General features: G+C 57.6%; 21 protein-coding genes and 1 pseudogene (1 of these 22 running past the window's edge). 14 read left to right on the forward strand and 8 right to left on the reverse strand.

Annotation, left to right across the window (positions count from 1 at the left end):
- Positions 1 to 100: 100 nt before the first annotated feature.
- Positions 101 to 1,048, reverse strand: a complete 948-nt coding sequence (locus K3557_RS00140; protein ID WP_259996591.1) for a DMT family transporter — start codon at positions 1,046 to 1,048, stop codon at positions 101 to 103.
- Between the two features lie 1,155 nt (positions 1,049 to 2,203).
- On the opposite strand from K3557_RS00140, the gene K3557_RS00145 reads away from it, so the two are divergent.
- The 8 genes from K3557_RS00145 (at position 2,204) to K3557_RS00180 (ending at position 10,681) form a co-directional block, all read left to right on the forward strand.
- The gene (locus K3557_RS00145) at positions 2,204 to 2,899 is read left to right on the forward strand and encodes a TnsA endonuclease N-terminal domain-containing protein (protein WP_259996593.1); all 696 of its coding nucleotides are present in this window, start codon (positions 2,204 to 2,206) and stop codon (positions 2,897 to 2,899) included.
- Positions 2,896 to 3,795, forward strand: a complete 900-nt coding sequence (locus tag K3557_RS00150; protein WP_259996595.1) for a hypothetical protein — start codon at positions 2,896 to 2,898, stop codon at positions 3,793 to 3,795. Before K3557_RS00145 ends, K3557_RS00150 begins: the two co-directional genes overlap by 4 nt.
- Before the next feature lie 76 nt (positions 3,796 to 3,871).
- On the forward strand, positions 3,872 to 5,401 hold the full coding sequence (gene istA, locus K3557_RS00155; protein WP_259996598.1) for an IS21 family transposase: 1,530 nt from the start codon (positions 3,872 to 3,874) through the stop codon (positions 5,399 to 5,401).
- Positions 5,402 to 5,412: 11 nt separating this feature from the next.
- A complete protein-coding gene (istB, locus tag K3557_RS00160; protein ID WP_259996600.1) occupies positions 5,413 to 6,171 on the forward strand; it encodes an IS21-like element helper ATPase IstB in 759 nt (252 codons plus the stop codon).
- 78 nt (positions 6,172 to 6,249) lie between these two features.
- Positions 6,250 to 7,635, forward strand: coding sequence for a Mu transposase C-terminal domain-containing protein (locus K3557_RS00165; RefSeq protein ID WP_259996602.1), 1,386 nt, complete (start codon positions 6,250 to 6,252; stop codon positions 7,633 to 7,635).
- Complete coding sequence (locus K3557_RS00170) at positions 7,625 to 8,596, forward strand: TniB family NTP-binding protein (RefSeq protein WP_259996604.1); 972 nt, start codon at positions 7,625 to 7,627, stop codon at positions 8,594 to 8,596. Before K3557_RS00165 ends, K3557_RS00170 begins: the two co-directional genes overlap by 11 nt.
- Positions 8,593 to 10,467 carry a TniQ family protein gene (locus K3557_RS00175; RefSeq protein ID WP_259996606.1) on the forward strand — a complete coding sequence of 625 codons (1,875 nt, stop codon included), beginning with the start codon at positions 8,593 to 8,595 and terminating at the stop codon, positions 10,465 to 10,467. Before K3557_RS00170 ends, K3557_RS00175 begins: the two co-directional genes overlap by 4 nt.
- A 1-nt stretch (position 10,468) precedes the next feature.
- Positions 10,469 to 10,681: a hypothetical protein gene (locus tag K3557_RS00180; protein ID WP_259996608.1), complete on the forward strand. Its 213-nt coding sequence runs from the start codon at positions 10,469 to 10,471 to the stop codon at positions 10,679 to 10,681.
- 134 nt (positions 10,682 to 10,815) lie between these two features.
- On the opposite strand, the gene K3557_RS00185 is transcribed toward K3557_RS00180, so the two are convergent.
- The 6 genes and pseudogenes from K3557_RS00185 to K3557_RS00210 form a co-directional block, all read right to left on the reverse strand.
- Complete coding sequence (locus K3557_RS00185; RefSeq protein WP_259996610.1) at positions 10,816 to 11,097, reverse strand: hypothetical protein; 282 nt, start codon at positions 11,095 to 11,097, stop codon at positions 10,816 to 10,818.
- Between the two features lie 452 nt (positions 11,098 to 11,549).
- Positions 11,550 to 12,449, reverse strand: a complete 900-nt coding sequence (locus tag K3557_RS00190; protein ID WP_259996612.1) for a plasmid partitioning protein RepB C-terminal domain-containing protein — start codon at positions 12,447 to 12,449, stop codon at positions 11,550 to 11,552.
- Entirely contained in the window at positions 12,446 to 13,348 is a 903-nt protein-coding gene (locus K3557_RS00195) for a plasmid partitioning protein RepB C-terminal domain-containing protein (protein WP_259996614.1), read from the reverse strand. Before K3557_RS00195 ends, K3557_RS00190 begins: the two co-directional genes overlap by 4 nt.
- Positions 13,345 to 14,838, reverse strand: coding sequence for a recombinase family protein (locus K3557_RS00200; protein ID WP_259996616.1), 1,494 nt, complete (start codon positions 14,836 to 14,838; stop codon positions 13,345 to 13,347). The genes K3557_RS00195 and K3557_RS00200 overlap by 4 nt, the downstream gene beginning before the upstream one ends.
- Positions 14,839 to 15,754: 916 nt before the next feature.
- Positions 15,755 to 16,851, reverse strand: a pseudogene (locus K3557_RS00205) (IS5 family transposase).
- A gap of 256 nt (positions 16,852 to 17,107) precedes the next feature.
- Positions 17,108 to 17,317, reverse strand: a complete 210-nt coding sequence (locus K3557_RS00210) for a hypothetical protein (RefSeq protein WP_259996618.1) — start codon at positions 17,315 to 17,317, stop codon at positions 17,108 to 17,110.
- Between the two features lie 80 nt (positions 17,318 to 17,397).
- On the opposite strand from K3557_RS00210, the gene K3557_RS00215 reads away from it, so the two are divergent.
- The 4 genes from K3557_RS00215 (at position 17,398) to fdhF (ending at position 23,437) form a co-directional block, all read left to right on the forward strand.
- A complete protein-coding gene (locus K3557_RS00215) occupies positions 17,398 to 17,913 on the forward strand; it encodes a winged helix DNA-binding protein (RefSeq protein WP_259987832.1) in 516 nt (171 codons plus the stop codon).
- Between the two features lie 53 nt (positions 17,914 to 17,966).
- The gene (locus K3557_RS00220) at positions 17,967 to 18,875 is read left to right on the forward strand and encodes a LysR family transcriptional regulator (RefSeq protein ID WP_259996620.1); all 909 of its coding nucleotides are present in this window, start codon (positions 17,967 to 17,969) and stop codon (positions 18,873 to 18,875) included.
- Positions 18,876 to 18,970: 95 nt separating this feature from the next.
- A complete protein-coding gene (locus tag K3557_RS00225; protein ID WP_259996623.1) occupies positions 18,971 to 20,659 on the forward strand; it encodes an NAD(P)H-dependent oxidoreductase subunit E in 1,689 nt (562 codons plus the stop codon).
- A gap of 3 nt (positions 20,660 to 20,662) precedes the next feature.
- Entirely contained in the window at positions 20,663 to 23,437 is a 2,775-nt protein-coding gene (gene fdhF, locus K3557_RS00230) for a formate dehydrogenase subunit alpha (protein WP_259987826.1), read from the forward strand.
- A 136-nt stretch (positions 23,438 to 23,573) separates the two neighbouring features.
- On the opposite strand, the gene K3557_RS00235 is transcribed toward fdhF, so the two are convergent.
- A complete protein-coding gene (locus K3557_RS00235; RefSeq protein WP_129369429.1) occupies positions 23,574 to 24,188 on the reverse strand; it encodes a TetR/AcrR family transcriptional regulator in 615 nt (204 codons plus the stop codon).
- Between the two features lie 139 nt (positions 24,189 to 24,327).
- On the opposite strand from K3557_RS00235, the gene K3557_RS00240 reads away from it, so the two are divergent.
- Positions 24,328 to 26,373 (forward strand): NADH:flavin oxidoreductase, encoded by a 2,046-nt coding sequence (locus K3557_RS00240; RefSeq protein ID WP_259996627.1) that lies wholly within the window; start codon positions 24,328 to 24,330, stop codon positions 26,371 to 26,373.
- Between the two features lies 1 nt (position 26,374).
- Positions 26,375 to 26,503, forward strand: partial view of an NAD(P)-binding domain-containing protein gene (locus K3557_RS00245; protein ID WP_259996629.1) — the start only. 597 nt of this gene lie beyond the right edge of the window; the window shows 129 of its 726 coding nt (coding positions 1-129); it begins with the start codon at positions 26,375 to 26,377; its stop codon lies beyond the right edge, outside the window.

Here is a 26,503-nt window from a genome sequence, read left to right on the forward strand (position 1 = left end):
GTGACTATGTGCGCGCAGCGAATGCCTCATCTGAAGTGCCGCACCGCAGCACCCGGATACCGTGGCGAGTGATCGCTCTGGGCCGCGAGCGCGTGTAGTCTTAGATTGGAGGTGCTGCGCGCTCAGTGACCAACTGTCTAGCTGTGACCCTTTCGCGATGGATCATGTACAGCCCGGCACTGATGATGATGGCAATACCAAGCAGGCTAAGCATGTTCGGGAAGTCATTGAAGACAAGATAGCCGAACAGGGCCGCTACCGGCAGTTCAAAGTACTGCAGGGGAGCCAATGTAGCTGAAGGTGCAAAGGAGAGGGCATAGGTCATCATCATGTGGCTCACCGTCGCGAAAAAGCCTGCCCCCAGAAGCCACAACAACGCGAGGTCCGCCGGCCAAACAGGATCGAACAGCTCGGTGCCGGAACCTTGGGCAGCTATCAGCACTGGAACGCAGAACAGACTGGCGATCAGGCCAGTGTGAAATTGCAAAGCCACAGGATGCATCCGGCGTGACAATCCCCGCGTCACAAGAATGTAGAAAGCAAAGGCGACCGCGGTACCAAGCGGGATTATGGCAACAGCGCCAAAGGCCGCGAAGCTGGGCTGGATAACGAACAAAACCCCAACAAATCCCACAAGAGCCGCCCCGACACGACGAGGACCGACATCCTCGCCGAAATAAATCTTGCCGACCAGCAAGACAATGAACGGGGCCACAAACACGATTGCCAAAGCGTCGGCGAGAGGCATCACACGGATCGCTGCAATAAAGCAAAAAGTTGCAAACAGCAAAAGTAGTGAGCGGATTGTGAGTGCCATCAACTGACTTCGCGCCACACGCAACGGCAGCCTCATTATCCAGATGAACGGTGCCATCAACGCGCACTGCACTAAAAAGCGGGCAGCCGTAATCTGCCCAACTGGCACACTCGCTGATGCGAGTTTCGCAGCTACATCCAGCAACGGAGCAGTCAGGCAAAATCCAAGCATCAGAGCAACGCCTGCCAGGATGCGATCCGTAGATTGAGGTATGGAAGCAGTGGTGGTCATTCGATCATGTAGAAATGTCGCCCAATGCGTGTCTGCTCTCAACGCGACACCAGGCAAAAGTCTCGTAAACCCCGAGCTCTGGTTGGATTGGATTTCGCGCCTGCAGCTAACGTCTCCTTCGGCGGGCCGCATCGCAGTGTGCGAAAAGTAAGGGAATGGCAGGTTTGGGCCGCAATACTCCTCTAGGCCGTAGTTAGTGTACCGGGAGGTCTACCCAGGCGCTTTGGTGGGTGCTTGGGTGCTGGAAGGCTATTATCCTTGTGGATGGCGAATGCAGTTTGCCAATGAACCCCGAGCGCGCGAGCGAAGCCATTGAAGGTTGCAGCCCTGTACCAAATTTTCTGGAGTTTTTTGCGTGGTATCGCTGGTCGGGAGTGTCGCCGGAAAACGCTTAGCCCATTGTCTTTGAAGAGTTTTGACAGAGTGGCAGGTTTCATTCCGTTTCGCCTGGCGAGGGTTCCACAGCATCTCTTTGCTAAGTAGTGATTGTAGAGATCCCGTGCGAAATCGATGCCAGCCAAGGTCAGCATCCTTCGTACCAGCAGAGGGCTTACGTCAATGCGGTTGGCCAGTTCTCTTAAATCCGCGCATTCGAAATAGAGCTTGCGGATTTCACGCAGCTTGTATGGCTTCCAATCGTTGGGTTCCTTGCTCACGTAAACATGCAAAACCCCGCGGTATTTCGCTGCGAATACCCTGCTTGGCATCTCTCTGCTCCTCCCTCAGGCAGCTTTATCCTCCCTTTACTGCGTTGATCCACAGCCTTCTTACTTCAAAACGCAAGTTTCGGGTCATCCGGTTATAAAGATGGAAATTCGAGGCGTGTGGTGTAACTTGCTGAAAGTAAATAATAATTTGAAAGATTGGGAATGCCTTGCTATCGCTTCCGGTACTGGATTCGACAGGAGGATGACGCATATGACCTAGCCCACTGCCACCCCCTAAAACGGGAAAGGCCCCTCAGGGCGGCAACCCTGCGAGGCCTTTGAAATCCGTGTCGATGATACCCGACACGCTTTCTTCACCCGACATCGCAGCAGAGTCAACCTTCCCGTCGCCAAATTGAGGCGACGGGCCGGGAAAACTTTGCCTCAGACCAAAGTCAAAGAAGGGAGCGCCATGCTCAGCTTCCCTGCAGGCATGGCCAAATCAAACATGAAAGATGATATCGATCTAATGGAGGGCCTGAACTCTCCGCTTCCCAGCCGCGCATCACGCCGCATTGCGAAACGCTCGAAGGCAAGCTCGCGCGGCGTTGTTGCTGTGCATTTACCTGGCCAGAACAGGCCAAGGATCATCCTATTTGAAAGTAAGCTGGAGCAGCGGGTTCTGTTTCTTCTGTTAGCAAACGCTGCTGTCAAAGACATTCGTGAACAGCCTGAACCTTTCAAGTACGCCGGATCAGACGGGCGGCGAAAACACCATTTCTTCGACTTTCTGGTGGTTCTTGCGAGCGGCCGCACCATTGCTGTCGCGATAAAGCCCATGGCCCGCGTCAGGAAAACACGGTTCCTGGCGGAGCTCGAAGACATTCGGGCGGCGATGACAAGCAAGTTTGCAGACGATGTGGTTCTGATCACCGACCAAGATTTCACAAAGGCGGAGGCTTTGAATGCAGAACGCTTCAATGCCTTTGCCCGTACCCGCAACACCGCTTTGCAGCGTCAGCTTGCTGAGCTTGCCGCCTCAATCAGATTTCCCATGACAGTAGCAGAACTTCAGAGACGGCTTGGAGGTGGCGCCGAGTGCTTCAGAGCAATTTTTCTGGCGATCTTTGACGGCGTTTTGAACGCTGACATGGCCCGAGAAATAGATCCTTCCACCATAGTGACGCTGGGAGAATGCTCATGAACCATCGGATGCGTGTCACCTCTAACGATAGATTGACCATCAACGGGCAGTTTCTGCGGCTACGGATCGAAACGGACACCGGGTATGCCTTCGAGAACGTGGATGGGGCAGAAGGGGAGACCTATTTCAGCTTCGAGGACTTCGACGCCCTTCTTTCGGATCCAGATGTAACCTTCCAGCCGGGTTACTTTCTCATCGGGCAAATAGAAGCCCGTATGCATGCAGGCGCGGAAGCTTCTGAGCTTTCGCGCCAAGATATCCAGGATCGTGTTGTCTACCGGTTCATATGGGTTTCCGTTTCAATGCACTTCCTTGCCAACGAAGGCATGACCAAAACTGACCAGTCGATTGAGAAATTCATGCCGCAAATGGAAGCGCATGTGAATGCACTCGCACGGGCAGCCCAGCAGAAATGGAAAGCACCTCGGGCCGGACGCACAAGCTTGTTTCGTGATCCGCCTTCGACACGGACGCTGCGCACTTGGCTCAAAAGATACGAGAAAGGCGACTATTCCTATTTGGCGCTCATGCCCCGCACCCATCGATCAGGCAACAGGGAAAACAGGTTTTGCTTGGCTGCGACCCGGCTTCTAGGGGATTGTGTTTCGACCTATCTTTCGCGCCAGCGATTATCCAAGAAGCAAGTCGCGGACCTTTGCAAGACGCGCTTTAGAAAGGTGAATGAAGATCGTGAGGCTGAGGGCAAGCCTGCTTTGCCGGTGCCATCCCGCCGGGCGGTCGAACGCGCGATAAAAAAGCTCGATCCCTATTTTACATATGTTCAGCGCCAGGCTGCGCATTCCGACAGTATCCGGCCACTGAATCCGATGGCATCCGGCCACCCGTTCCGATTTGATCCGGCCACCGATTCCGGAGCATCCGGCCACCCTATTTGATGGGGGTTTGGCATCCGTTTTGAGGTGATCTTTCACCGGCTACGCTGCCGCTCATTTTCGAGCGGGAGAGAGCCCTATGAAGAGATTGCCAATGCGGAAGATCAAAGAAGTCCTGCGGCTTCGTGCCGATGGTTTGTCGTTGCGCCAGGTGGCGCGCAGCCTGTCCCTGGGGCGGGCGACGGTATCGGATTATCTGCGGCGCGCGGAGATAGCCAAATTGACCTGGCCGCTGCCAGAGGAGTTGTCGGACACGGAACTTGAAGCCCGGCTCTTTCCACCCTTGGCAGGCCAGGCCTCACGCCAAATTCCGCTGCCGGATTGGGCCTATGTCCATGCCGAACTGCGCCGCAAAGGGGTGACGCTGGCGCTCTTGTGGCAGGAGTACCGGGAGGTTCATCCTGACGGTTATGGCTACAGCCAGTATTGCAGCCTGTACTCTGGCTGGGAGGGCAAGCTTGCCCCGGTGATGCGGCAGCGCCACCCGGCAGGTGAACGGCTGTTTGTCGATTATGCAGGCCAGACGGTGGATGTGGTCTGCCCTGAGACTGGCGAGGTGCGGACGGCGCAGATCTTCGTCACCGCCCTTGGAGCCTCGAACTACACCTATGTCGAGGCGACCTGGACGCAAAGCCTGCCGGATTGGCTCAGCAGCCATGTGCGGGCCTTCAGCTTCTTTGGCGGCGTGCCTGCAATGATCGTCTCGGACAATCTCAAGTCTGCCGTCATCAAAGCCTGTTTCCATGACCCTGCCATCAACCGCACCTATGGGGATATGGCGGCGCATTACGACACCGCCGTGGTCCCGGCGCGGCCCCGCAAACCCAAGGACAAAGCCAAGGTCGAGACGGCAGTGCAATTGGCTGAGCGATGGATTTTGGCACGCCTGCGCAATCAGACATTTTTTGGCCTGGATGAACTCAACGCGGCGATCCGCCCTCTGCAGGACCGGCTCAATGCAAAGGTCACCCGGCATCTGGGAGCCAGCCGCCGGGCACTGTTTGATGACCTGGACAAACCGGCTCTCAAACCGTTGCCGCCGGAACCTTACGTCTTCGCCGAATGGAAGCAGCGCCGCGCCGGGATCGACTATCACATCGATGTGGACAGGCATTACTACTCAGTGCCGCATCAGCTGATCAAACAGAAGCTCTGGGTACGTATCACCGCACGGACGGTGGAAGTCTTCCATAAAGGTCAAAGGGTTGCAGCCCATGCCCGCACATCCGGCAACCGTCAGCATTCCACCGTGCGCGAGCACATGCCGCCCAATCACCGCCACCGCGCCGGCTGGACACCAGAGAGCATCCGCAGACAGGCCGCCCGGATCGGCCCGAATGTGGAGGCCTATGCCGAGGTCATCATGCGCCGCCGCAAGCACCCCGAGCAGGCCTGTCGCAGCTGTCTTGGTGTGATGAAGCTCGCGCGCAGTTTCGGCAATGGCCGCCTCGATGCTGCCTGCGAACGGGCGCTCGAGATCAACAGTTATACCTACCAATCCCTGCATTCCATTCTGAAGAATGGTCTGGATCGCGCCCCTCGGCACCGCACCACGGACGAGCCCGCGATCACACATCCCAACATCCGTGGTGCGGATTACTTCCATTGAAAGGACCAAATATGCTGACACATCCAACGCTGGAACAGCTCAAGACCCTCAAGCTTGACGGCATGGCCGAAGCCTTTGCAGAGATGGAGCGCCAGGACGGAACCGCCGCCCTCAGCCACGCCGAATGGCTGGCGCTGCTGATCGACCGGGAAACCGCCAGCCGTGAGACCAAACGCTTTGAAAGCCGCATGCGCACGGCGCGCCTGCGCCACGCCGGGGCGTCACCGGAGGATGTCGATTACAAGTCGCGCCGGGGCCTGGACAAGGCACTCTTCCAGAGCTTGCTGGGTGCCAAGTGGATCAAGGACAAGCGCAACCTGATGATCACCGGCCCCTGCGGCGTCGGCAAAACCTGGCTCGCCTGCGCTCTGGCGCAAGCCGCCTGCCGGGATGGCATCACCGTGCTCTACAAACGTGTTCCGCGGCTGTTCAATGAACTCGAAACGGCCCATGGCGACGGGCGCTTCCCGCGCGTCTTCAAAGCTCTGACGAAAACCCAGCTTTTGATCCTGGACGACTGGGGGCCGGATCGTCTCAACGCCAATCAGCGCCGTGATTTGATGGAGATTGTCGAGGATCGCTACGGCACCGGATCAACCCTGATCACCAGCCAGCTGCCGCTCAATACCTGGCACGAGGTGATCGGCGAACCCACCTTCGCAGATGCCATACTCGACAGGCTCGTTCACAATGCCTACCGCCTCGAGCTCGAAGGCCAGTCCTTCAGAAAGAAAGCCGCCAAAATGGATGACGAAAAGGCCCAAAACTGATACCCGAAACCTCAAGCCGCAAGACGGACCGCCGAGGGTGGCCGGATACGCCGGATTGAGTGGCCGGATGTCATCGGAATGACCGGCCGGATGCTCCGGAATGCGCAGCATGGCGTTGATGCAGCGAACCGCAAGTTCGCGGTTTACGAGACGGGCATTTCCGCCAGCTACCCAATGGAACGCGTTGAGATTGACGAATGGAAAGTCGATCTCATCTCAATCCTGGCAGAACGCGGTGCGCTGGATCATCTCTCAGACCAAGAACTGGCGGAGCTGGATCGGGGGCGCAGATGGCTTTACCTTGCCGTAGACTGCGCAACCCGCTGTGTCGTGGGGATGCGGCTGGCAGCAACCCCGAATAGCGAAGATGCCTATGCGCTCCTGCGCGACATCACCCGGGACAAGACTGAAATCGCCGCAGCGGCTGGATGTAAATCGGCCTGGCACCATTTTGGAGGCCTGGGAGCGATCTGCACCGATAACGGCGCTGCGTTCATGGACGATTTGTTCCGCTTCGCCATTCTGGAAGCCCATGGAAATCCAGAGTCTCCACCCACTGGTTTGCCTCATCTGCGGGGGCGTGTTGAACGCATTTTCGGAACGTTCGGAACATCCCTGATGCCGCATTTGGCGGGCCGGACATTTTCCAACAGTTTGGAGCGTGGAGATTACCCATCCGAACACCTCGCCTCGTTGCACGACGAGGTCCTTATGCAAACCCTCACGCTCTATGTGGTGGACGTCTATCACAACACGCCGCATCGGGGATTGAACGGCGAAACGCCAAACAATTGCTGGGACCGTCTGAGCAAGCAGATAGGTGTTGTCCCAAAACTTGCGGAAACCACACGCCGCCGCGCCTTCGGGGAGAGAGATCGCCGAACCGCCAACGGCCGGGGTATCAAGAAATTCGGTATCGATTATGCCTGCCCCGCGCTCCAGCATGTCTTTCTTCATGCCGATGATCATGAGGTGGAAATCAGGTGCAGCCTGGAGGATTTGGGATGGATTCTGGTCTACGTCGACGGAAAGTGGCGGCCGGCCCGAGCACTTCAGAAATGCTTCGAAGGCGTATCCTATGAGGAATGGCAGCGGACTGCTCGTGAGTTGCGTTTGCGGCATAAGGCGGAGGCGCAATTGCATGAGGCTGTTGTTGCGGACGCGCTTTCTAAGATCATTGAAATCAATGCACGGGAACAGGCGCGGTTTGGCACTGTTCTGAAAGCGCAAACACCTGCCGGACTGAAGCGGGCACGCGATGACCTGTTCGTGGGCTTGTCGATTATTCCTGAACAGGGAGAAGAGGACTTCGATCTGCCACCCGATCTAGATCTGTTTGGACATATCATTCCGCATTGCGGCGAGGGCGAACAATCCCACGCCTCCGAGACCTCTTCCGACAAGAGCGACAGCCCCAGCCACAGTCAACGATCCACCCGTTGGAGGCTCGACGATGACACATGATCACAAGCTGCCGCACGGCGAAGATCTGCATCTTCTTCTCGCCCGGTTGAGGGCGGAGTTCGTTTATTATAGCGGTTACGAACAGCTTTCAGAGACGTTTCACCGACAACTAATGCATCGCCGTGCGTCGGCCAGGCTGGGCACAAACGAGGAAGCGGAATGCATAGCGGTTGTGGGAGCAGCGGGCAGCGGGAAGACCACTGCAGTTGATCGACTGTTCGCAAAGTTTTCCGGTCTTGCGCTGCCCCAAGCAGGTTCAGAAATCGCCGAAGTGATTTGCATGCGGATCCCGTCCCCCGCGACTCTGAAGCATGTTGGAACGGCTCTTCTGCACGCTTTGGGGTACCCGCTTACGCGGGATCGTCCCACTGCATTCATCTGGGATCAGGTCCGCCATCTCTTGCGGCAAAGGCAAACGCTCTTCTTGCATCTTGATGAAGCGCAGGACCTGCATGCAACCAAGGGCGCTACAGTGCGCATCGATGTGGTGAACACACTTAAGTCACTGATGAACGACAAGGACTGGCCCGTTGGGCTGGTCCTCTCCGGCACGCCGGAACTCGTCGAGATGATTAACTCTGACCACCAGTTTGCGCGGCGGGCGCATATTGTCAGCCTGAGTGCCATTTCATGGGAGACCGACCATGAAAACCTGCGTCTGGTTCTCGAGCGGTACACTGAGAAAGCGGGGCTGTTTTTCGCTCCGGATCTTGATCTCTCAGATTTCGAACGGCGCCTCATTCACGCAGGTGCCAATGAGTTCGGGCTGACCCTCAAGATGTTCCTTATGGGCATCGAAGAAGCTTTACTGGACGGCTGTGTTGAGCTCAGGCGAGCGCATTTCGCGGAGGTCTATCATCGGAAAGCAGGGGGTATTCCAGCGTTCAACCCCTTTGTTGCTGAGGATTATTGGACGATTGATGCGCGCAGGCTTTGGGGAATGGGAGGAATGGAGGGATGAGTGCAATGGAAAGCAAGCAAGCGCCAGATCTTTGTTTCCCGATCCAGAGTGATGAGACTGCCACCTCCTACGTATCCCGGCTCAGCGGCTATTGCGGCCTGGGCTCACCTTCGGATCTGTCTCTGGACCTGGGTTTTCGCTGGCAGGATTTCATCCGGGGTGATGAAACCTGTATGCTCAGGCTGGCGCAGGTGACGGGAATAACCAAGGAAACGCTTCTGGCTCAGGCGATCCGGACGATTGCGCGAGGGCGCTTTCTGGTCTCCGGCCATGTATGCGCACGGGGCGTATTTGTCAGATCACGCCTTCGGGTGTGCCCTCGTTGCCTTGTCGCCGATCAGGAGCAGAATGGGCGGTTGGGGCGGTACCGGCGTCCCATTTGGCAGTTCACTTCCGTACGGTCCTGCCCGATCCACCACGTGCCACTGATCGCCCTTCCTGCGGAAAAGTACACAATCAACAACTATGATTTTCTGAACCAGACAGAGAAGCATTTCGGCCAGATACACCAAGCTGCCAACAGCGATGACAGCCTCGCGTTCACCGCTCTGGAAGTCTATCTGGCGCAGCGTCTGAAAGGGCAAAAGGCGAATGCTTTTCTTGACGCCATGCCCATCCATCTTGCCATGCGGCTCTGTGAAATGCTTGGTTTCGTTCTGGCCTTTGGTCCGGAACGGATGGTGTCGGAAGCCAGCGATGCCGATATGTCTGCTGCAGGCGAACAAGGGTTTCAGGCCCTGAAATTTGGTGAAGAGGGGCTCTTTCGGGCGCTGGATACGCTTGTGTCCCCGATCTCCCGCCGCACGGTACGTCATCAGAAGGATTTCGGTGCCTTTTTCGAATGGCTGCGGAACGCGTCCCTGGGCTCCGAGTTCGAAAACCTGAAGGACAAGGTGCGTGCCTATATCTTCCGGAACTATCCGTTTCGGGAGGGCGATACGGTTCTGGGGAAGCCGTCGCCTTCACCTGTTGTCTATTCGATCAATGGGGCTTGCAGGCAACTCAAAATGGAAAGGCAGCGCATGAACCGGTTTCTGCTCGAAACCGGCGAGGCCGTTGTTGATCGCACAGCCCAGGAGGTCTGGCTGAAAGACAAGATTTCAGCAGCGGAGCTGGAGCGCATAAAGTGTGAGATGTCAGGGCGGCTGTCTGCTGAGGTAGCTGCGCAAGCACTCAGAATTAGCATTGACCTGCTGACGGAGCTTCGTGGGGCTGGTCATCTGGCACCAGTCACGGATGCATTGGATCAGAGGCCGAAATTCCGGCAGGCGGAACTTGAGGCCATTGCTGCTGGCTTGCTTTCAGGCGTGGAGGATCCTGCACCGGTGGCAACGGATACCGTATCTCTCGTCAGTGCCGCCATGCGTGTGAGGTGCCGCAGCGTTGATATCGTGGAGCTGGTGCAGGCGGGCCGCTTGAAGACCTATGATTTAGGAGATGAAAAAAACGGGTTCGATAGAGTGGGCATCTCACTAGCCGAACTGAAAACTGTTCTGCCTCCTTTGGAGATGGCAGCGCTCCCAAAGGGGGACGCTGCCCGAAGGCTTCATGTGACTTACCAGACCATCATTTATCTTGCGCAGCATGGGATGCTGACGCTGCAGCGCCTGAGAAACCCCAAATCACGTCAGTTTCTGGCAGCTGTAACCGAGACAAGCCTTGAGCAATTCGAAAGCACATTTGTGACTTTGGGTCAGCTCGCGAGGCTGAACTGCCGGGCCTCGGGGCCGCTCAAATCACATCTTGAAGCCAAAGGTATTTGTCCGGCCGGCGTGCCAGCGGGGATTAGCTGTTACTACGACAGATACAGCACAGGGTTTCGGCTGAAACAATTCGGTCTCACGTTGCCATGCGTGCAAGGAGGACATTGATATGACTGCAGATCTGACCGACGAAGAACTTGCTGACGATTTGGAAGCGCAGCTCAGACTGATCACCGATGCCTACCGGCGCGGTGGCGACGATTATGAAGTGGATCAGGTGCTCTCGCATGTGAGCTGGGTACGGCGCATGAAGCGCAGGGGGATTTATGAGGTTTTCTCGGATGTTCCTGAAGGGGAGGAAGACCATGAGGATCCGGAGTGACTCAACCGGAGATCGGTTCACATAAAACCCGTTCGGCGACGTTCGCCTTTAGTTGCACCGGCTCCAAACATCCATGGGTTGCGAATGCCCGGACGCTGTGACGATCTCACAGCGCCCGGATCGACGTCAAATTTCTAACTGTCGTCTTTCTCATTCTCAGCGAGTGACTTGTCCACAGCCTCGAAGAAGAGCTGCTCCATTCGAAGCGGCATTTCGTAGATACTCCAGGCCCTCCGCGGATCCGGCCAGAGCTGGTCGAAGAGCTCCTCGGCCAAAACCACATATGAGACCCGCCCGCCATGGCGAAGGAAGGTGGGGCCGTTGTCGGCTTGCTTCATGAGACTGACGGCATTGTACTGAAGCGTTTCGATGTCGAAACGCTTGTCCTGGATTGGTGGAAAGTTGGAATGTTGCATGTGTTTTCCTTTCAAATACGCACGACGATTTCCACGGAAAGGTCCGTGCTCGGTGCGAAAATAGGGAAAACAGTCAGATCATAGGTTCTGGTAGCACAGCTGTTTTGCTCTGTCATCTCCGAGGCAGGAATTCAGTATCCGGCATTTGGTGTGCTGGCCCCTCTATCCGCAATGCGGGACAAAACCGGATTTTGTTTATTGCCTGCGGTCCAACCGCAGATGCGCTGTCAGGACTGATCCGCACTGAAGTGCCTGCGCGCGTCATGTTAAGAACTTGAGGCGCGCAAGCATCTCTCGAAATTTGCCGGGCATCTGGCCCGGCGTGGCGGGCTCAAACGGGTTCGCCGCCATTCCCCGCCGCCGCACTTGATCCGCCCCGCCGTGCGGCGTCTCCTGCGGTCCCCGCGCTTGAAGGGTCCGGGTCCCCAATGCGTTTCAAAGTCAGGTGCCGCTCAGGTCGCGAAGGCTTCCTTCTCGACAATCTTCTCGAACGCGGGGAGGAATTCGTCGTGATGGAGCGATAGATAGCGAATGACTGGCTCATTACTCATGAGCTTTGAAATATACCCACGTGCCAGAACCAGTTCGAGATGGTCTGTCCCGTAATTCTCTTCAACAAGGCGAACCTCCCGCTCAAGATTGGCTGACTCACGTTCCATGAGATCCAACTGTTCCCGGGATATGCCTTTGATCTTCTTGGGTGTCGCAGCTGATACAAGCAGGGCCTCTGGTGTCGCAGCCAAAAGCGAACGCGCGTAGTTGATGGTGAACTTGTTCATTGCGACCATCAGCTGTGCAGCTTCAATTTGCCGGATCGGTTTCATTTTTTTTAGAATTCGAAAGCCCGTGAGAGCCACCTGCTTGTCTTTCAGCAAGTCCGCTGCCTCTTCACATATCCCGTCAAGCAGCTGACGCTTTTGCTGCAAGGTTTTGACATTGATGTTGAGCGCATTTGCCAAGCGCGCTTCGGGCACGCCGAGAGATAGAGCCCTCAAAATCATCTTGTGTTCTTGAATTGGAGCCAGACGGCTGATCCGCTTGTTGTAGGTGTAGGCTTCGTCATCGGTTGAAACCAAACAACGGGTGTGATCGTGGCCAAAGTCCTTCAAAACCTCCAGTCTTAGATGGCCATCCAGCAACGTGTATTGAGACTTGTTGTGCTGATCGCGCGCAACAACAATAGGTTCTACCAAACCGGTTTCCTGGATAGATGACGCGATCAGTTTGTATTTCACACTGGCCTTCTTATGCTCGCTCACAAGGTAAAGCGGGGCAATCTGGTGGAAAGGCAGGGTGATCAGCTCTCGCTCGAAAGCTGCGGCTACTGTCTGTTCTTTGTCCGTCAAAGTCATGAAGCCGCTCCTGGAGAAGCAATTAGCCGCTCTGCAACTTGCTTTGGCAAACTATCCAGACCTTCTGCGCGTAGAAGAGTGACGAAGTTCTCGTCCGCCATCAAGGTTTTGAGCGCTTGGATAAGAAACAGCATCTCGCTGCGTGTTGCATTGGCCTTCCGCAAGAGCACTTTCTTCTTTTCTACGTCGTTCTGATAGGTCTTGATCAGGTTCTCGACTGATAGGCTTTTCGAACGTTGTGTGCGGAAAGATGAACTGCCCTTACCGTGCTTTTGGCGCACTTCCACCAACCGTTTCGCAGCTAAGAGCCGGGCTCCGCGCAGGAGTTTTTTCTCATAAGCTTGTCGTAGAACGCGCTGCACATCCACATCCTTCGCGTCAGCGATTTCCACCGCCACGCTTACTGGGATATTCCCGCTTTCCACTGCCCGAAGAAGGCGATGCTCGTTACTTTCCAATAGTTTAATCACACCTTGCACGTATTTCTTGGACAGTTGTGTCTTGGTTGCGATCTCAGAGTATGTATAGCCTTTGTCCTTGAGACGTTTGATATCTCGAAGCAAATCGAGTGAATGATGCTGACGGCGTGCCAGATTTTCGACCAGGCTCATGACGAGACAATCTTCGCTGCTTGCGTTGATCACAATTGCCGGGATTTTTGATTGGCCTAGGAACTTAAATGCTTCCAATCGACCCTGACCACACACGAGGTCATATGCTGGCTCTCCTCCAGTTTCAGGCTCACGTGCCGCTACAGTGATTGGCCTTTTCAATCCGAGCTTTGCGATGTTCGCAGTGATTTCGTTAAAGACTCTTTTGCTTCGGATCCTCGGGTTCACCACCGTGATGGCATCGACGGGCACAAGCACTGTATGTTCGAGTGAAGACTGATGCATCATGCCACTCCAAGGATAGGTGTTCGTTCCGCCATGGCAAAAAACTGCGTCAGATCTTCGTGACGGAATGCGTCCAAGGAAAGACCGTTGTTCTCCGATAGGCGCAGTTTGGACGTGTTCATGTCGAATGTGGGCAGGAGGTAGTAGTCGAGGGGGCTTTGGTTTGTCTGGTCCATCCGAACCACAATGGACAAGTCCGGCAATTGACCCGTGTTTAAGCGGATATTCCAGCGGTAGGCACCTGCACCAGTTTGCATGCAGCGCGCTATCACGATGGAGATAGAGAACTCGCCATTGATGGTGAGGATATCTGCCTGGTGACCATGACTGACATCGCCCCCGACAGCTTCGGTCCCAGTGATGATGTCTCGGATGACATCAGAGTGCAGACGGCGTAGACGCCTGTTGATTTCGATGTACCGATAATCTCTATCCGGCTTAAACCCGACCAGACGATAGGCACGCAGCAGGCTCCCAAATCGATGCTGATAAGCCCCACTGGATGGCAGTGATTTTGCTTCATTGATGACGAAACCAGACAGAAAGCCGTTTTGTTCTAAGGCGTCTTTCAATCCCTCCAGCATCTCTTCGTCAGACAACTGCTTTGCGCGTGCCGCTATGATCGCAGCTGCCGATTTGAACAGCTCGATATCTACTATAGCTTCAAAGGCGCCTTCGGAGCGGATCCAAGTGTCCGGATCATTCTGAACATGGCGTTTTTTCAGCTTAAACGATCTGCGGTTCCACAGATTGTTGCCGATGTACTTCTCGTTCGACAGGATTTGCCGGACAACGCTGGGCGTCCACGCACGCCCTAGATCGGTCAGGATACTTCGGTTGTTAAGGTCCGCCGCAATGTCCGTTTCATTCCACCCGCCGCCCACAAAACGCTGGAAAATTTGGTTCACCAGAGCGACCTCTTCAGCCGGGCCTGGCACAAGTGTCACCCGGTCAGTTTGAATGCTCTTGTGCGCTCCCCTCGAGAGAACGCCCTTTGTGCGACCGGCTTCATCAATCAGCATCCGTCGCAGCCCGAAGCCAGGAGCGCCACCCTGCCGGTACCCCAGCTCAATCAGGCGGCGCTGTCCGGCGAAGACCTTCTGTGAGAGCTCACGGCTGTACTCACCTGCCATCGCGCGCTTGACGCCTTTTACGATGGTGGACACAGGGCTACCGTCGTTTTCGAACTGTTCAGCACAGTATTCTACCGATATGCCTGCGCGCTTGCAGATGTACTCATAGTAGGCGCTTTCGTCAGCGTCCTGAAAACGGCCCCAACGGCTGACATCATATACCAGCACTGTCCTGAAATTTGTTTGCCCGGTTTCGATGTCATCAATCAGTTGGCTCAGACCGGCACGGCCCTCAATGCGCAATCCACTTTTTCCAGCATCTGAGTAAGTTCGCACGATTTCATATCCGCGCTCATCAGCGTATCGCGCGATTTCATCCGACTGGTTTTCAGTCGAATAGCGCTGGTGCTCAGTCGACATGCGCACATATTGCGCCGCGGCAATTAGGAGTCTGTCTCTTCTGTGGTCGTCGTTTGGCCAACTCAATGCCCTGGCCCTCCGTTTTCCAAATTTGCAAATCTGCACAGTTGAGTTGCGATTCTGCCCACAGTTTTAGCGGTAGAGGGCCGGAAACATGTTTCATAAAACGGGCAATACGTTTCATCGAACGGGTCAAGGAGCGGTTTCTGCGGCAGAATACCGGGAAGCAATCAGCGCAGCATTGTCGCAAGAACTTGGCGGTGCGGGCCGTGCGGCAAAAACCACAATGAGGTGGACGAATGTGAGCGAACGGACCGCAAAGAACTGGATAGCAGGATCGTATGGGCCGACAGGCGAAAATCTGATCGAGCTCCTGAGGCGTTCAGATGCTGTCTTGGTTGTCGTCTTGGAACTGGCGGGGCGGCAAGAGGTGCTTGCGGCCCATCGCATGGGCCTCCTGAGGCGAGAACTGGCTAGCATTCTATGCCGTTTGGACGAAATTTGCGGTGTCAGCGAAAGCTAGCCAGTAAGTCTAACGGTCAACGGAACCCGAAGTGCTGCTCACCCAAGTGGAAAAGTTATGAGTCGCAAAAGGTAACTTTGCTGCGGTAGTGGAGAATTTTTCCCTTTAAAATCAATCCATCATGTTTCCCAAAAAGGAAAAACTATGTGTCGCCCCACAACATGTTGTCAGGCGACACATAGTTCTGCCTCTTGCGACAGAACATTGCCTTTGCGCCGCATAGTGTTGCCTTCGGCCCTGTGATGACGCTGATCATATTTCCCTCTTTCAAAACTGGTTTTGAGCGAAGCCCTTCAGGGCGCTCGTCTCCAAAACCTGCTCCCGGTGAGGGTTGGGGATGGCATTGTTGCAGAACTCGCTCTTGAGGCCTGGCTCCCCCTTTCCCCTCCGAACTTAGGCGACGCGGATAATCTCAGCGGTGCCGAGTGCGTTGAAGCGGTTGATGAGTGCGATGCGGATATGGATCTCGGCGGTTTGGCGGTCGGGGTCTCTTGCGGCAATGCGCTCGCCGAATGCCTTTAAGCAGCGCATCTTTGCCTCGATCCGGCTTCGGACGTGGTATCCTGTCCAGCGCTTCCAGAAGGCTCGACCGTAGTGTCGGGTGGCTCGCAGAGTTTCGTTTCTGACCTGCGCAGCCGGACAATCTTCTTTCCACAACCGGCCATTCTTGCGGATCGGGATGATCGGGGCCGCGTCGCGTTCGAGGATCGCGGCATGGCAGCGTCGCGTGTCATAGGCACCATCGGCGATCACGGTGCCGATGTCTTCGTCCTCGGGGAACTGACCCAACAAGTCCGGTAAGACCGGGCTGTCCACTGCCCGGCAGTGGTTTGCGCAGCATAACCACGAGAGGGGCCGTCGCGGCTGGGGGTGAATTCGACGGCACGGATGTCAGACGTGGCAGCGTCCATCGCAAGAGGAACCTTGCGCCCCTCTCATTGATTGCTCTGCAATCAACTGCCGGGCAGCCATTGGCGCCGCCCCTGAGGGCCGTGCTTGCGGGCCTGCCACTCACCATCGCCAAGGAACTTGATCCCGGTGCTGTCCACAAGCAGGTTCAGCGGCCCATCGGCGCGGCGATATGGGATCTGGACGGCCAGCGTTCTATGGGCTTACGCGGCCCCACTGGGGCCACGGTCCCATCTCACTCTGTCGGCGGCACAGCGTAGAGAAATCCGGAACGGGCCAGTCCAGACCCGCCAGGTGCAAAAGGCTGGTGACCATCCCGACGGTCTGCCGGAGAGGCAGCTTGAACAGAACCTTGATCGACAGGCAGAACTGGATTGCCGCATCCGAGAAAACCGCAGGGCGACCGGGGCTGCCATCATGCGGCGCGAGCCAGGTCATCTCTTCGTCCAACCAACCTCTTGGGACATTGCTGCGCAATACCCTGCCGGTCAGTGGATCAGAAGCGACCCGTGCTTTCTGAGCGCATCGTTGTAGCTGGACCAATTCGTCGTACGGTAGCGGGCAGGTGCGGGCTTGCTCATCTGCCCCGTCTAACCGCATGGATTCGTGATGTGAATCCTTAGAACTCAGAGTTCTGCAACAACGCCAATGCCAAGCAAAACTGACTTTTCTGTCAGATCGTTGACCCAATTTCCGCTTTTGGCCCGCGCGTCCAGTTGCTTTTGATCTGATCTTCCTTCCGGAAAGTCAGGGCTGATTTGCAGGTTCAGTTGGCGAAGCCGCCTGTTCCTGCTGATCTGTCAAGTGGTGAACGCGAGAGTCCACCGGAGCATGCCCTTATTTGTCGCCGGTTTGTTGCTGGTGTTGCGCAACAGATGGCGACGCCGGGTATTGAAATCTCTTGGATTTGGTTGGATATGTTGCGGGTAATTTGAGCAGGTTTTTCAGAAGGACTTCCGACGCCGCCGCTACATGCAGGGATTGACTGCATGCTGTTGCCAAACAGGCGGCTTTGGGCAGAGATATTTTCTGATCCGCTGTCTTCATGCCTTTTCAGGGCAGCTATAATTTATTTTTTTCGGAGTTGTTCGTTGGATAACAAAGTCGACCGTTCCCCTTTATCTTGTTTGACTGCTGGCCTGGCCGCTGACACGGCTGTTGAGATGTCGCCGGATGGCGGGTTGCATATGCTGGAAATGGCGATTCAAAGGGCGGGAGAGGGTTTGACCCGATGGCAGGCTGGCAGTTTTGAGCAGCTCAGCACCATGTCCTTGGCAAGTGCAGAGATTACTCTGCTGCAGTTGATCGGCAAGGGCGGCCAGTCCAAAACAATCAAGGAACTGGCCCGGGCCACCAACCGGACCGACATTCCCAACATTCAGTATTCCTTGCGCAAACTTGCCTCTGCCGGGCTGACCCGCAAACAAGGGGCGGGCCGCTCCGGAGTCACCTACAGCTTGACTGAGGAAGGCTGCCATGTGTCAGAGAGCCTGCAGGATTTCCGTGAACGCCTGCTGCTGCAGGCACTGGCGGAGCACCCGGATCTAACCGGACGGTTGCACAGCGCTGCGGAAACCCTGGAAGAATTGACTGAGCTTTTCGGCGCGGCTGCTCGTCAGGCCGAAGCGCACAGCGGCTCCTGAGGGCGCAGCAGATCCCATTGCGCAGTGCGGCAGCGGCAGCGTAAGGTTTGGTCATGATCGAACTTAAAGACCTTCAGCTGCTGACGGCGCTGGCGCGGCATCAGCATTTCGCCAAGGCCGCTGCTGATTGCGGTATTTCGCAGCCTGCGTTTTCGATGCGGATCCGCAATCTGGAGGAACGGCTGGGTCTGTCCATCGTGCGCCGGGCCAACCGGTTCCAAGGGCTGACCGAGGAAGGCATGATGATTGTGCGCCGGGCGCGCTCGATCCTGGACGATGCCAAGGCATTGGAGCAGGAGATTGCGGCATCCCGCGGCGAAGTGACTGGCACTCTGGTGCTGGGGGTGGTGCCGACTGCCACCGCTTGGGCCGCGCAGCTGGTGGATCAGGTGCATCAGGCCTATCCGCGGATCCTGGCCCGCGTGGAAGTCACCACATCGCTGGCTATTCAGCAGCGCCTTTATGATGGTACAATTGATGCCGGGATCACCTATTCCGACAGCATGGGCCGGGATCTGGTGACAGTTCAGCCGCTCTATGAGGAAAGCTATGTTCTGCTGGCGCCGGAGCAGATGGTGGCGGGCCGGGGCGACGCGATCAGCTGGGCAGAAGCAGCAGAACTGCCGCTCAGCTTGCTGGATCAGCAGATGCAGAACCGCCGCATTCTGGACCGGATCTTTGCCGATCTAGGGTTGAAGCCGGAGATTGTGTCCGAATCCAACGGTTTCATGGCGTCGATGGTGCTGGCGCGTGAAGGCTCGGTGGCGACGATTCTGCCGCGTGCGTTGATGCACGCCTTGGGAAACCTCGGCGGAACCCGGGTTCTGACGCTGAACAAGCCGGAACAAACCCGGCAGATTTGCATCGCTTCTTTGGACCGGACACCGGAACTCACAACTGTGCATGCTTTAAAAGAGGTGGTTGCGACGTTTGTGGACGATGGGATGCCGCAAATGGCGTGATAAGCTAGGCTTATCGTGCAATCCAATTTCCAGATTTGACGATATTCATTCTTGATGGCATTTCGGGTTGAATTACGTGCTGACTGGAGGACCCCATGGCACCATTGGATGATAGCAAGGGCGTATGGAAGTCCGGCAAGGGCAAAGGGCGCAAGACGCCCAAAGGCCGCCAGGTTGACGACATTGCGCTGAGCGAGGTTCAGGAGCTGCTGGGTGACCGCCCGCGCAACCGTGACCTCTTGATCGAGTTCCTGCACCTGATTCAGGACAAATACGGCTGCCTCAGCGCCGCGCATATCCGGGCGCTGGCGGAGGAGATGCGCACCGGCCAGGCGGAAATCTATGAAGTGGCCACCTTCTATGCCCATTTCGATGTGGTGAAGGAGGGCGAGACCCCGCCGCCCGCGCTGACCATCCGGGTTTGCGATTCGCTGTCTTGCGAACTGGCAGGTGCCGAAGCGCTGCAGAAGGCGCTGGAAGACGGTCTTGATGCCTCTCAGGTCCGCGTGCTGCGCGCGCCCTGCATGGGCCGCTGCGATACCGCGCCGGTGCTGGAGATCGGCCACAACCACATCGACCACGCCACCGTCGAAAAGGTGGAAGCGGCGATTGCGGCGGATGATACCCACGCCCATGTTCCCGAGTATGAGACCTTTGCGGCCTACGAGGCCGAAGGCGGTTACGCCACGCTGAAAGACCTGCGTGCGGGTGGCGACTGGGAAGCGGTTCAGGCGAAAGTCAAAGAAGCCGGCCTGCGCGGCCTTGGCGGCGCTGGCTTCCCGTCCGGAACCAAATGGGGCTTTGTGCGCGCCAACGAAGGCCCGCGTTACCTTGCCGTGAACGGCGACGAGGGCGAGCCCGGCACCTTCAAGGATCGCTACTACCTGGAACGCACGCCGCATGTCTTCCTGGAAGGCATGCTGATGGCGGCTTGGGCTGTTGAGGCCGAGAAAGCCTTTATCTACATGCGCGACGAATATCCGGCGGTGCTGGAAATTCTGCGCCGTGAGATCGCCGCGCTGGAAGAGGCGGGCATCGTCGAGGCGGGCTATATCGACCTGCGCCGCGGGGCAGGGGCCTATATCTGCGGTGAAGAAAGCGCGATGATTGAATCGATCGAAGGCAAGCGCGGCGAGCCGCGCCACCGTCCGCCGTTTGTGGCGCAGGTGGGCATCTTCGGCCGTCCGACGTTGGTTCACAACGTCGAGACCCTGTATTGGGTCTGCAAGATCAACCGCGAAGGTCCGGAATGCCTGAATTCGGTTGAAAAGAACGGCCGCAAGGGTCTGCGCAGCTATTCGGTGTCGGGTCGGGTGAAGAACCCGGGCGTGCATCTGCTGCCTGCCGGTTCCACCATCACCGATGTTATCGAGGCCTGCGGCGGCATGCTGGATGGCCATACCTTCAAGGCATACCAGCCGGGCGGCCCTTCCTCCGGTCTGCTGCCCGCGTCGATGCATGACATCCCGCTCGATTTTGACACGCTGCAGCCGCATGGCACCTTTATTGGCTCCGCTGCCGTTGTGGTTCTGTCCGACAAGGACTCGGCCCGCGATGCGGCGCTGAACATGCTGCGCTTTTTCGAGGATGAAAGCTGCGGTCAATGCACTCCGTGCCGGGTGGGCTGCGAAAAAGCCGTCAAGCTGATGGGCGAAAAGAAGTGGGATCAGGGGCTGTTGGAAGAGCTGAGTGCCGCGATGGTTGATACGTCGATCTGCGGTCTTGGCCAGGCAGCACCCAACCCGATCCGCCTGACCGTCAAACACTTCCCCGAGGAGGTATAAGCCATGAGCGATAAAATCACTTTCACACTCGATGGCGAACAGGTCACGGCAGACGCAGGCCTGACCATCTGGGAAGTCGCCAACGGCCGCGGGCTGAAGATCCCGCATCTGTGCCACAAGCCGCAGCCGGGCTACCGTCCGGACGGCAATTGCCGGGCTTGTATGGTCGAGATCGAAGGCGAGCGCACGCTGGCGGCCTCCTGTATCCGCGAGCCTGCTGATGGCATGGTTGTCACCACCAATAACGCGCGGGCTGAGAATGCTCGCAAGATGGTGATGGAACTTCTGGTAGCTGACCAGCCGAAGAAGGAAGAGGCGCACGACAAGTCCTCCCACATGTGGGACATGGCCGAGTTGAACGGTGTTACGGAATCCCGCTTCCCCAAGCTGGAAGAAGGCCGCATTCCGCTGCTGGATGACAGCCATGTGGCGATGTCAGTGAACCTGGATGCCTGTATTTCCTGCGGTCTGTGCGTCCGCGCCTGCCGCGAGGTTCAGGTCAATGACGTGATTGGCATGGCGGGACGCGGGCATGATGCCTATCCGACCTTTGACATTGCCGACCCGATGGGCGCGTCCACCTGTGTGGCCTGCGGTGAATGTGTGCAGGCCTGCCCGACCGGCGCGCTGATGCCTTCTGCGGTACTGGACGATGCAGGTCAGGGCGACCTGAAAGACTATGACAGCGAGACCGAAAGCGTCTGCCCGTTCTGCGGCGTCGGCTGCAAGGTGTCGCTCAAGGTCAAGGATGGCAAGGTCAAGCATATTGAGGGCATCAACGGCCCGGCAAACGAAGGTCGCCTGTGCGTCAAGGGCCGCTTTGGCTTTGACTACATCCACCACCCGCACCGCCTGACCAAGCCGCTGATCCGCCGCGACGATGCGCCGGCCAAGGGGCTGAATGTCGATCCGGGCAACCTCTCCACCCATTTTCGCGAAGCGACCTGGGAAGAGGCGATGGATCTGGCTGGCAAAAGCCTGATGAAGCTGCGCGATGAAGATCCGAAATCGGTTGCAGGCTTCGGCTCGGCAAAATGCACCAACGAAGAGGCCTATCTCTTCCAGAAGTTCATCCGCCAGGGGTTCAAGCACAACAACGTCGACCACTGCACCCGTCTGTGCCACGCGTCGTCCGTTGCGGCGCTGATCGAAAACGTTGGCTCCGGTGCTGTGACCGCGACCTTCAACGAGATTGAAAACGCGGATGTGGCGATCATCATCGGCTCCAACCCGATCGAAAACCACCCGGTGGCTGCGACCTACTTCAAGCAATTCACCAAACGCGGCGGCAAGCTGATTGTGATGGATCCGCGCGGCGTGGGCATGCGTCGCTTTGCGACCGAGATGCTGCAGTTCCGCCCGGGCGCGGATGTTTCGATGCTGAATGCGATCATGCATGTGATCGTCGAGGAAGAGCTGTATGACAGCCAGTATATCCACCGCTGGACCGAGAACTGGGAAGCTGAAAAAGAGCACCTGAAGCAGTTCACACCCGAGAAGATGTCGGAGATCTGCGGCATCGAACCGGACCAGCTGCGCCGTGTCGCGCGGATCTTTGCCAATGCCAATGCGGGCCTGATCTTCTGGGGCATGGGCATCTCCCAGCACATTCACGGCACCGACAACTCGCGCTGCCTGATCTCGCTGGCCCTGATGACTGGTAACGTCGGCAAGCCGGGTGCCGGCCTACACCCGCTGCGCGGCCAGAACAACGTGCAGGGCGCGTCCGACGCGGGCCTGATCCCGATGTTCCTGCCGGATTACCAGACCGTGACCTCGGATGATGTGCGCAAATCCTTCACCGATGTCTGGGGCGGTGGCGACTTCTCAAACGAGAAGGGTCTCACCGTGACCGAGATTGTCGACCAGGCCTATGCCGGCAACATCAAGGGCATGTACATCCAGGGTGAAAACCCGGCGATGTCCGACCCGGATGCGGATCACGCCCGCGATGCGTTTGCCAAGCTGGAGCTGATGATCGTTCAGGATATCTTCCTGACCGAGACGGCGAACTATGCCGACATCATCCTGCCGGCCTCGGCGCTCTATGAAAAGAACGGCACCGTGTCCAACACCAACCGTCAGGTCCAGCGGGTGCGCCCCGCCGTGGCGCCTCCGGGTGAAGCGCGCGAGGACTGGAAAGTCACCGTGGAACTGGCGCAGCGCATTGGCCTGCCCTGGGACTACAAGGATGTCAGCGAAGTCTTTAACGAGATGAAGCTGAACATGAAGTCCCTGAACAACATCACTTGGGAGCGTCTGGAGACTGAGACCATCACCTATCCGTCGCTGCATGAGACCGACCCGGGTCAGGCGATTGTGTTCGGCGATGGCTTCCCGCGTCCCGAAGGCCGTGCCCGCTTTACTCCGGCTTCGGTGATCCCGCCGGATGAGGCGCCGGATGCAGAGTACCCGATGATCATGACCACCGGCCGCCAGCTGGAGCATTGGCACACCGGCTCGATGACGCGCCGGTCACTGGTTCTGGATGCGGTGGAGCCGGAAGCGAACTGCTCGCTCAACCCCAAAACCCTGCGGGCGATGGGCGTGGAACCGGGCGAGATGGTGCGTCTGTCCACCCGCCGCGGTTCGATCGAGATCATGGCGCGGGCCGACCGGGCAATTGCCGAGGATATGGTGTTTGTGCCCTTTGCCTATGTTGAGGCTGCAGCCAACATCCTGACCAACCCTGCGGTCGACCCCTACGGCAAGATCCCCGAGTTCAAGTTCTCGGCGGTCCGGGTTGAGAAGGTAGAAAGCCAGATCGCTGCCGAGTAATCCCGGCCGCGTGTGAGCGAGATCAGAGCGGGCGCGGAGCTGATGGCTTCGCGCCCGTTTTGAGTTTGAGGTTTCAGGTTATCCAGCAGAACATCTGAGGCAGGCGGCCGGCCTGTGCCCCGAGCGGTCAGTTACATCAGCTGTGGCGGGCCAGAAAACGGTCCAGATCCCGCTTTGACGGTGGCGCGCCGGTGAAAACCTCAACCCAGCCGGGCATAAGTGAAATCCGGTATTCCGTGCTTTCGTGCACCTGCATCGAGATATAGCCGATCTGGGTGTAGATCATCGCCCGGGCGCGTATCAGTGCGACGCCGGCGTCGAAACCAAAGCGGATGAACATCTCTGTTAGTGCCTTCTCGCGCCGGGTATCGGCCTGGTCCAGCCGTGCCTGCAGGTCAGGATCGTTGCGCGCCCAATTGCGGATCGCCAGATCCAGCCGGGAGTCGAACAGGCCTGCATCAATCCAGCAGTCAAAAAGGTTGAACAGCGCCTCGGCAATGGTTTCGGCATAAGCCTCGGATCGGGCGATCAGGTTCCCGGTGTTCTTTTCCTCCCAGCGCCGCACCATCGCCTCCAGCAGCGCCTCGCGGTCTTTGAAGTGCCAGTAGAAACTGGTGCGGGCCACGCCAAGCCGCTTGGCCAGTGGCATCACCTTCACGGCTTCCACGCCGCTCTCGGTCAATACTTCGTAAGCGGCTGATAGCCAGTCTTCGTCACCCAGCCGGGTGCGGGTAATGTCCTGAGTGTCCATGTGGCAGCCATAACAGCGGGGCAGGGCGGGTGCAACTTTTCTTGACAGGTATGATTGTTTAATCGACACATATGTCAAGATCGGTTGGCGACTCGCCAATGCCGCGCTTGCCCAGACATCGTTCCAGGAGACCCGCATCATGTCCAAGGACCCGCTGCTGCAGCCTTATCAGCTGAAGCACCTGACGTTTCGCAATCGGATCATGACCACCAGCCATGAACCGGCTTACCCTGAGGACGGGATGCCCAAGGCACGCTATGCCGCCTATCACGCGGAGCGGGCCAGGGCGGGCGTGGCGCTAACGATGACCGCCGGGTCTGCTGCAGTCAGCAAGGACAGCCCGCCGGTGTTCAACAATATCCTGGCCTATAAGGATGAGGTGGTGCCGTGGATCCGCAGCCTGACGGATCAGGTGCATGAACATGGCGCCGCCGTGATGATCCAGCTTACCCACCTTGGACGCCGCACCGGCTGGAACAAAGGCGACTGGCTGCCCTCAGTCAGCTCGTCCAGGCACCGCGAACCGGCTCACCGCGTCTTTCCGAAACTGGCCGAGGATTGGGATATCGCCCGGATCATCAGCGATTTCGCCGATGCCGCAGAGCGGATGAAAGACGGCGGCATGGATGGGATCGAACTCCAGGTCTATGGCCATCTGATGGATCAGTTCTGGTCGCCGCTGACCAATGATCTGGACGGGCCATACGGCGGCCAGACGCTGGAGAGCCGGATGAAATTCCCGATGGACGTGCTGCAGGCCGTGCGGGACCGGGTCGGAGAGAAATTCATCGTCGGCCTGCGCTACACGGCGGATGAGGCGCAGAAGGGTGGCATCACACCGCAAGAAGGCCTTGAGATATCCAAGCGCCTGGCGGGCAGCGGTATGGTGGATTTTCTGAACGTGATCCGCGGCCGCATCCATACTGACCCTGCGATGACCGACGTGATCCCGATTCAGGGTATGAAATCAGCCCCGCATTTAGATTTTGCCGGGGAGGTGAAGAAGGCAACCGGCATGCCCACATTCCACGCCGCCCGCATCCCGGATGTGGCAACTGCCCGCCATGCGGTTGCCGCGGGGCTTTTGGACATGGTTGGCATGACCCGCGCCCATATGGCTGATCCGCATGTGGTGAAGAAAATCATTGAGGGGCGCGAGGATGAGATCCGCCCCTGTGTGGGGGCGACCTATTGCCTGGACCGGATCTATCAGGCCGGGGATGCGCTGTGCATCCACAATGCAGCGACGGGCCGCGAGTTGTCGATGCCGCATGAGATTGCACCTGCTAAGGCCCGCAAGAAGATTGTGATCGTTGGTGCCGGACCCGCCGGGCTTGAGGCTGCGCGGGTGGCGGCAGAGCGCGGTCATCATGTAACCGTGTTTGAAGCTGCGGCAGAGCCGGGAGGCCAAGTGCGTTTGACCGCACGGAACCCGCGCCGGGCAGAAATGATCGGGATCATTGACTGGCGCATGGCTCAATGCGCCGCGCGGGACGTGGAGTTCCGCTTCAGCACTTGGGCTGAGGCCGCAGACGTGACAGCGCTGAACCCGGATGTGGTCATCGTTGCGACGGGAGGTTTGCCAAACACCGAACTGTTCGAAACCCGCGGCGAGACTTCGCATGTTGTTTCTGCCTGGGACATCATTTCCGGTGACGTGAAACCGGCAGCAAATGTGCTGATTTATGACGAGAGCGGCGACCATCCTGGGCTGATGGCAGCAGAGATCGCCGCCAATGCTGGTGCCAGAGTAGAAGTGATGACGCCTGACCGGACCTTTGCCCCCGACATCATGGCGATGAACCTGGTGCCCTACATGCGGGCGCTGCAGGACAAGGACGTCACTTTCACCGTGACCCGCCGCTTGCTGGAGGTAGCGCGCAGCGGCAATAAGCTGACAGCCTCCATCGGGACAGACTACAGCGGTCATGTGTATGAGGCCGGTTATGATCAGGTGGTTCTCAATTACGGGACGCTGCCGCTGGATGACCTGTACTTCGACCTGAAGGAGCAGTCGTCCAATCGTGGTGAGATCGAACAAGGGGCAATAATTGCAGGCCGCCCGCAGAAGATACTCTCCAACCCGCAAGGGCAGTTTCAGCTGTTCCGCATCGGCGATGCGGTTTCTGCCCGCAACACCCATGCGGCAGTTTATGATGCGCTACGGCTGATGAAGGATATCTGATATGCGTTTGGGATTTTTGGGATGCGGCACCATCGCTTCTGCCGTGGTGCAGGGACTGGCCGGCAAGGGCCACCAGATCACGGTTTCGGAGCGCAGCAAGGCGCAGTCCGCGGCGCTTGCTGAGGCTTAC

The organism is Leisingera sp. M523 (genome assembly GCF_025141335.1).
In the GTDB taxonomy this organism is placed as follows: domain Bacteria; phylum Pseudomonadota; class Alphaproteobacteria; order Rhodobacterales; family Rhodobacteraceae; genus Leisingera.

Excerpts from the sequence above, each read along its gene's own strand:
- K3557_RS00210 (WP_259996618.1), bottom strand. The coding sequence starts at position 17,317 with ATGAAGACAGCGGATCAGAAAATATCTCTGCCCAAAGCCGCCTGTTTG.
- K3557_RS00200 (WP_259996616.1), bottom strand. The coding sequence starts at position 14,838 with ATGTCGACTGAGCACCAGCGCTATTCGACTGAAAACCAGTCGGATGAA.
- K3557_RS00185 (WP_259996610.1), bottom strand. The coding sequence starts at position 11,097 with ATGCAACATTCCAACTTTCCACCAATCCAGGACAAGCGTTTCGACATC.
- K3557_RS00190 (WP_259996612.1), bottom strand. The coding sequence starts at position 12,449 with ATGACTTTGACGGACAAAGAACAGACAGTAGCCGCAGCTTTCGAGCGA.
- K3557_RS00145 (WP_259996593.1), top strand. The coding sequence starts at position 2,204 with ATGAAAGATGATATCGATCTAATGGAGGGCCTGAACTCTCCGCTTCCC.
- K3557_RS00140 (WP_259996591.1), bottom strand. The coding sequence starts at position 1,048 with ATGACCACCACTGCTTCCATACCTCAATCTACGGATCGCATCCTGGCA.
- istA (WP_259996598.1), top strand. The coding sequence starts at position 3,872 with ATGAAGAGATTGCCAATGCGGAAGATCAAAGAAGTCCTGCGGCTTCGT.
- K3557_RS00195 (WP_259996614.1), bottom strand. The coding sequence starts at position 13,348 with ATGATGCATCAGTCTTCACTCGAACATACAGTGCTTGTGCCCGTCGAT.
- K3557_RS00235 (WP_129369429.1), bottom strand. The coding sequence starts at position 24,188 with ATGGACACTCAGGACATTACCCGCACCCGGCTGGGTGACGAAGACTGG.
- K3557_RS00170 (WP_259996604.1), top strand. The coding sequence starts at position 7,625 with ATGACACATGATCACAAGCTGCCGCACGGCGAAGATCTGCATCTTCTT.
- istB (WP_259996600.1), top strand. The coding sequence starts at position 5,413 with ATGCTGACACATCCAACGCTGGAACAGCTCAAGACCCTCAAGCTTGAC.
- K3557_RS00180 (WP_259996608.1), top strand. The coding sequence starts at position 10,469 with ATGACTGCAGATCTGACCGACGAAGAACTTGCTGACGATTTGGAAGCG.
- K3557_RS00175 (WP_259996606.1), top strand. The coding sequence starts at position 8,593 with ATGAGTGCAATGGAAAGCAAGCAAGCGCCAGATCTTTGTTTCCCGATC.
- fdhF (WP_259987826.1), top strand. The coding sequence starts at position 20,663 with ATGAGCGATAAAATCACTTTCACACTCGATGGCGAACAGGTCACGGCA.
- K3557_RS00150 (WP_259996595.1), top strand. The coding sequence starts at position 2,896 with ATGAACCATCGGATGCGTGTCACCTCTAACGATAGATTGACCATCAAC.
- K3557_RS00165 (WP_259996602.1), top strand. The coding sequence starts at position 6,250 with ATGACCGGCCGGATGCTCCGGAATGCGCAGCATGGCGTTGATGCAGCG.
- K3557_RS00225 (WP_259996623.1), top strand. The coding sequence starts at position 18,971 with ATGGCACCATTGGATGATAGCAAGGGCGTATGGAAGTCCGGCAAGGGC.
- K3557_RS00220 (WP_259996620.1), top strand. The coding sequence starts at position 17,967 with ATGATCGAACTTAAAGACCTTCAGCTGCTGACGGCGCTGGCGCGGCAT.
- K3557_RS00240 (WP_259996627.1), top strand. The coding sequence starts at position 24,328 with ATGTCCAAGGACCCGCTGCTGCAGCCTTATCAGCTGAAGCACCTGACG.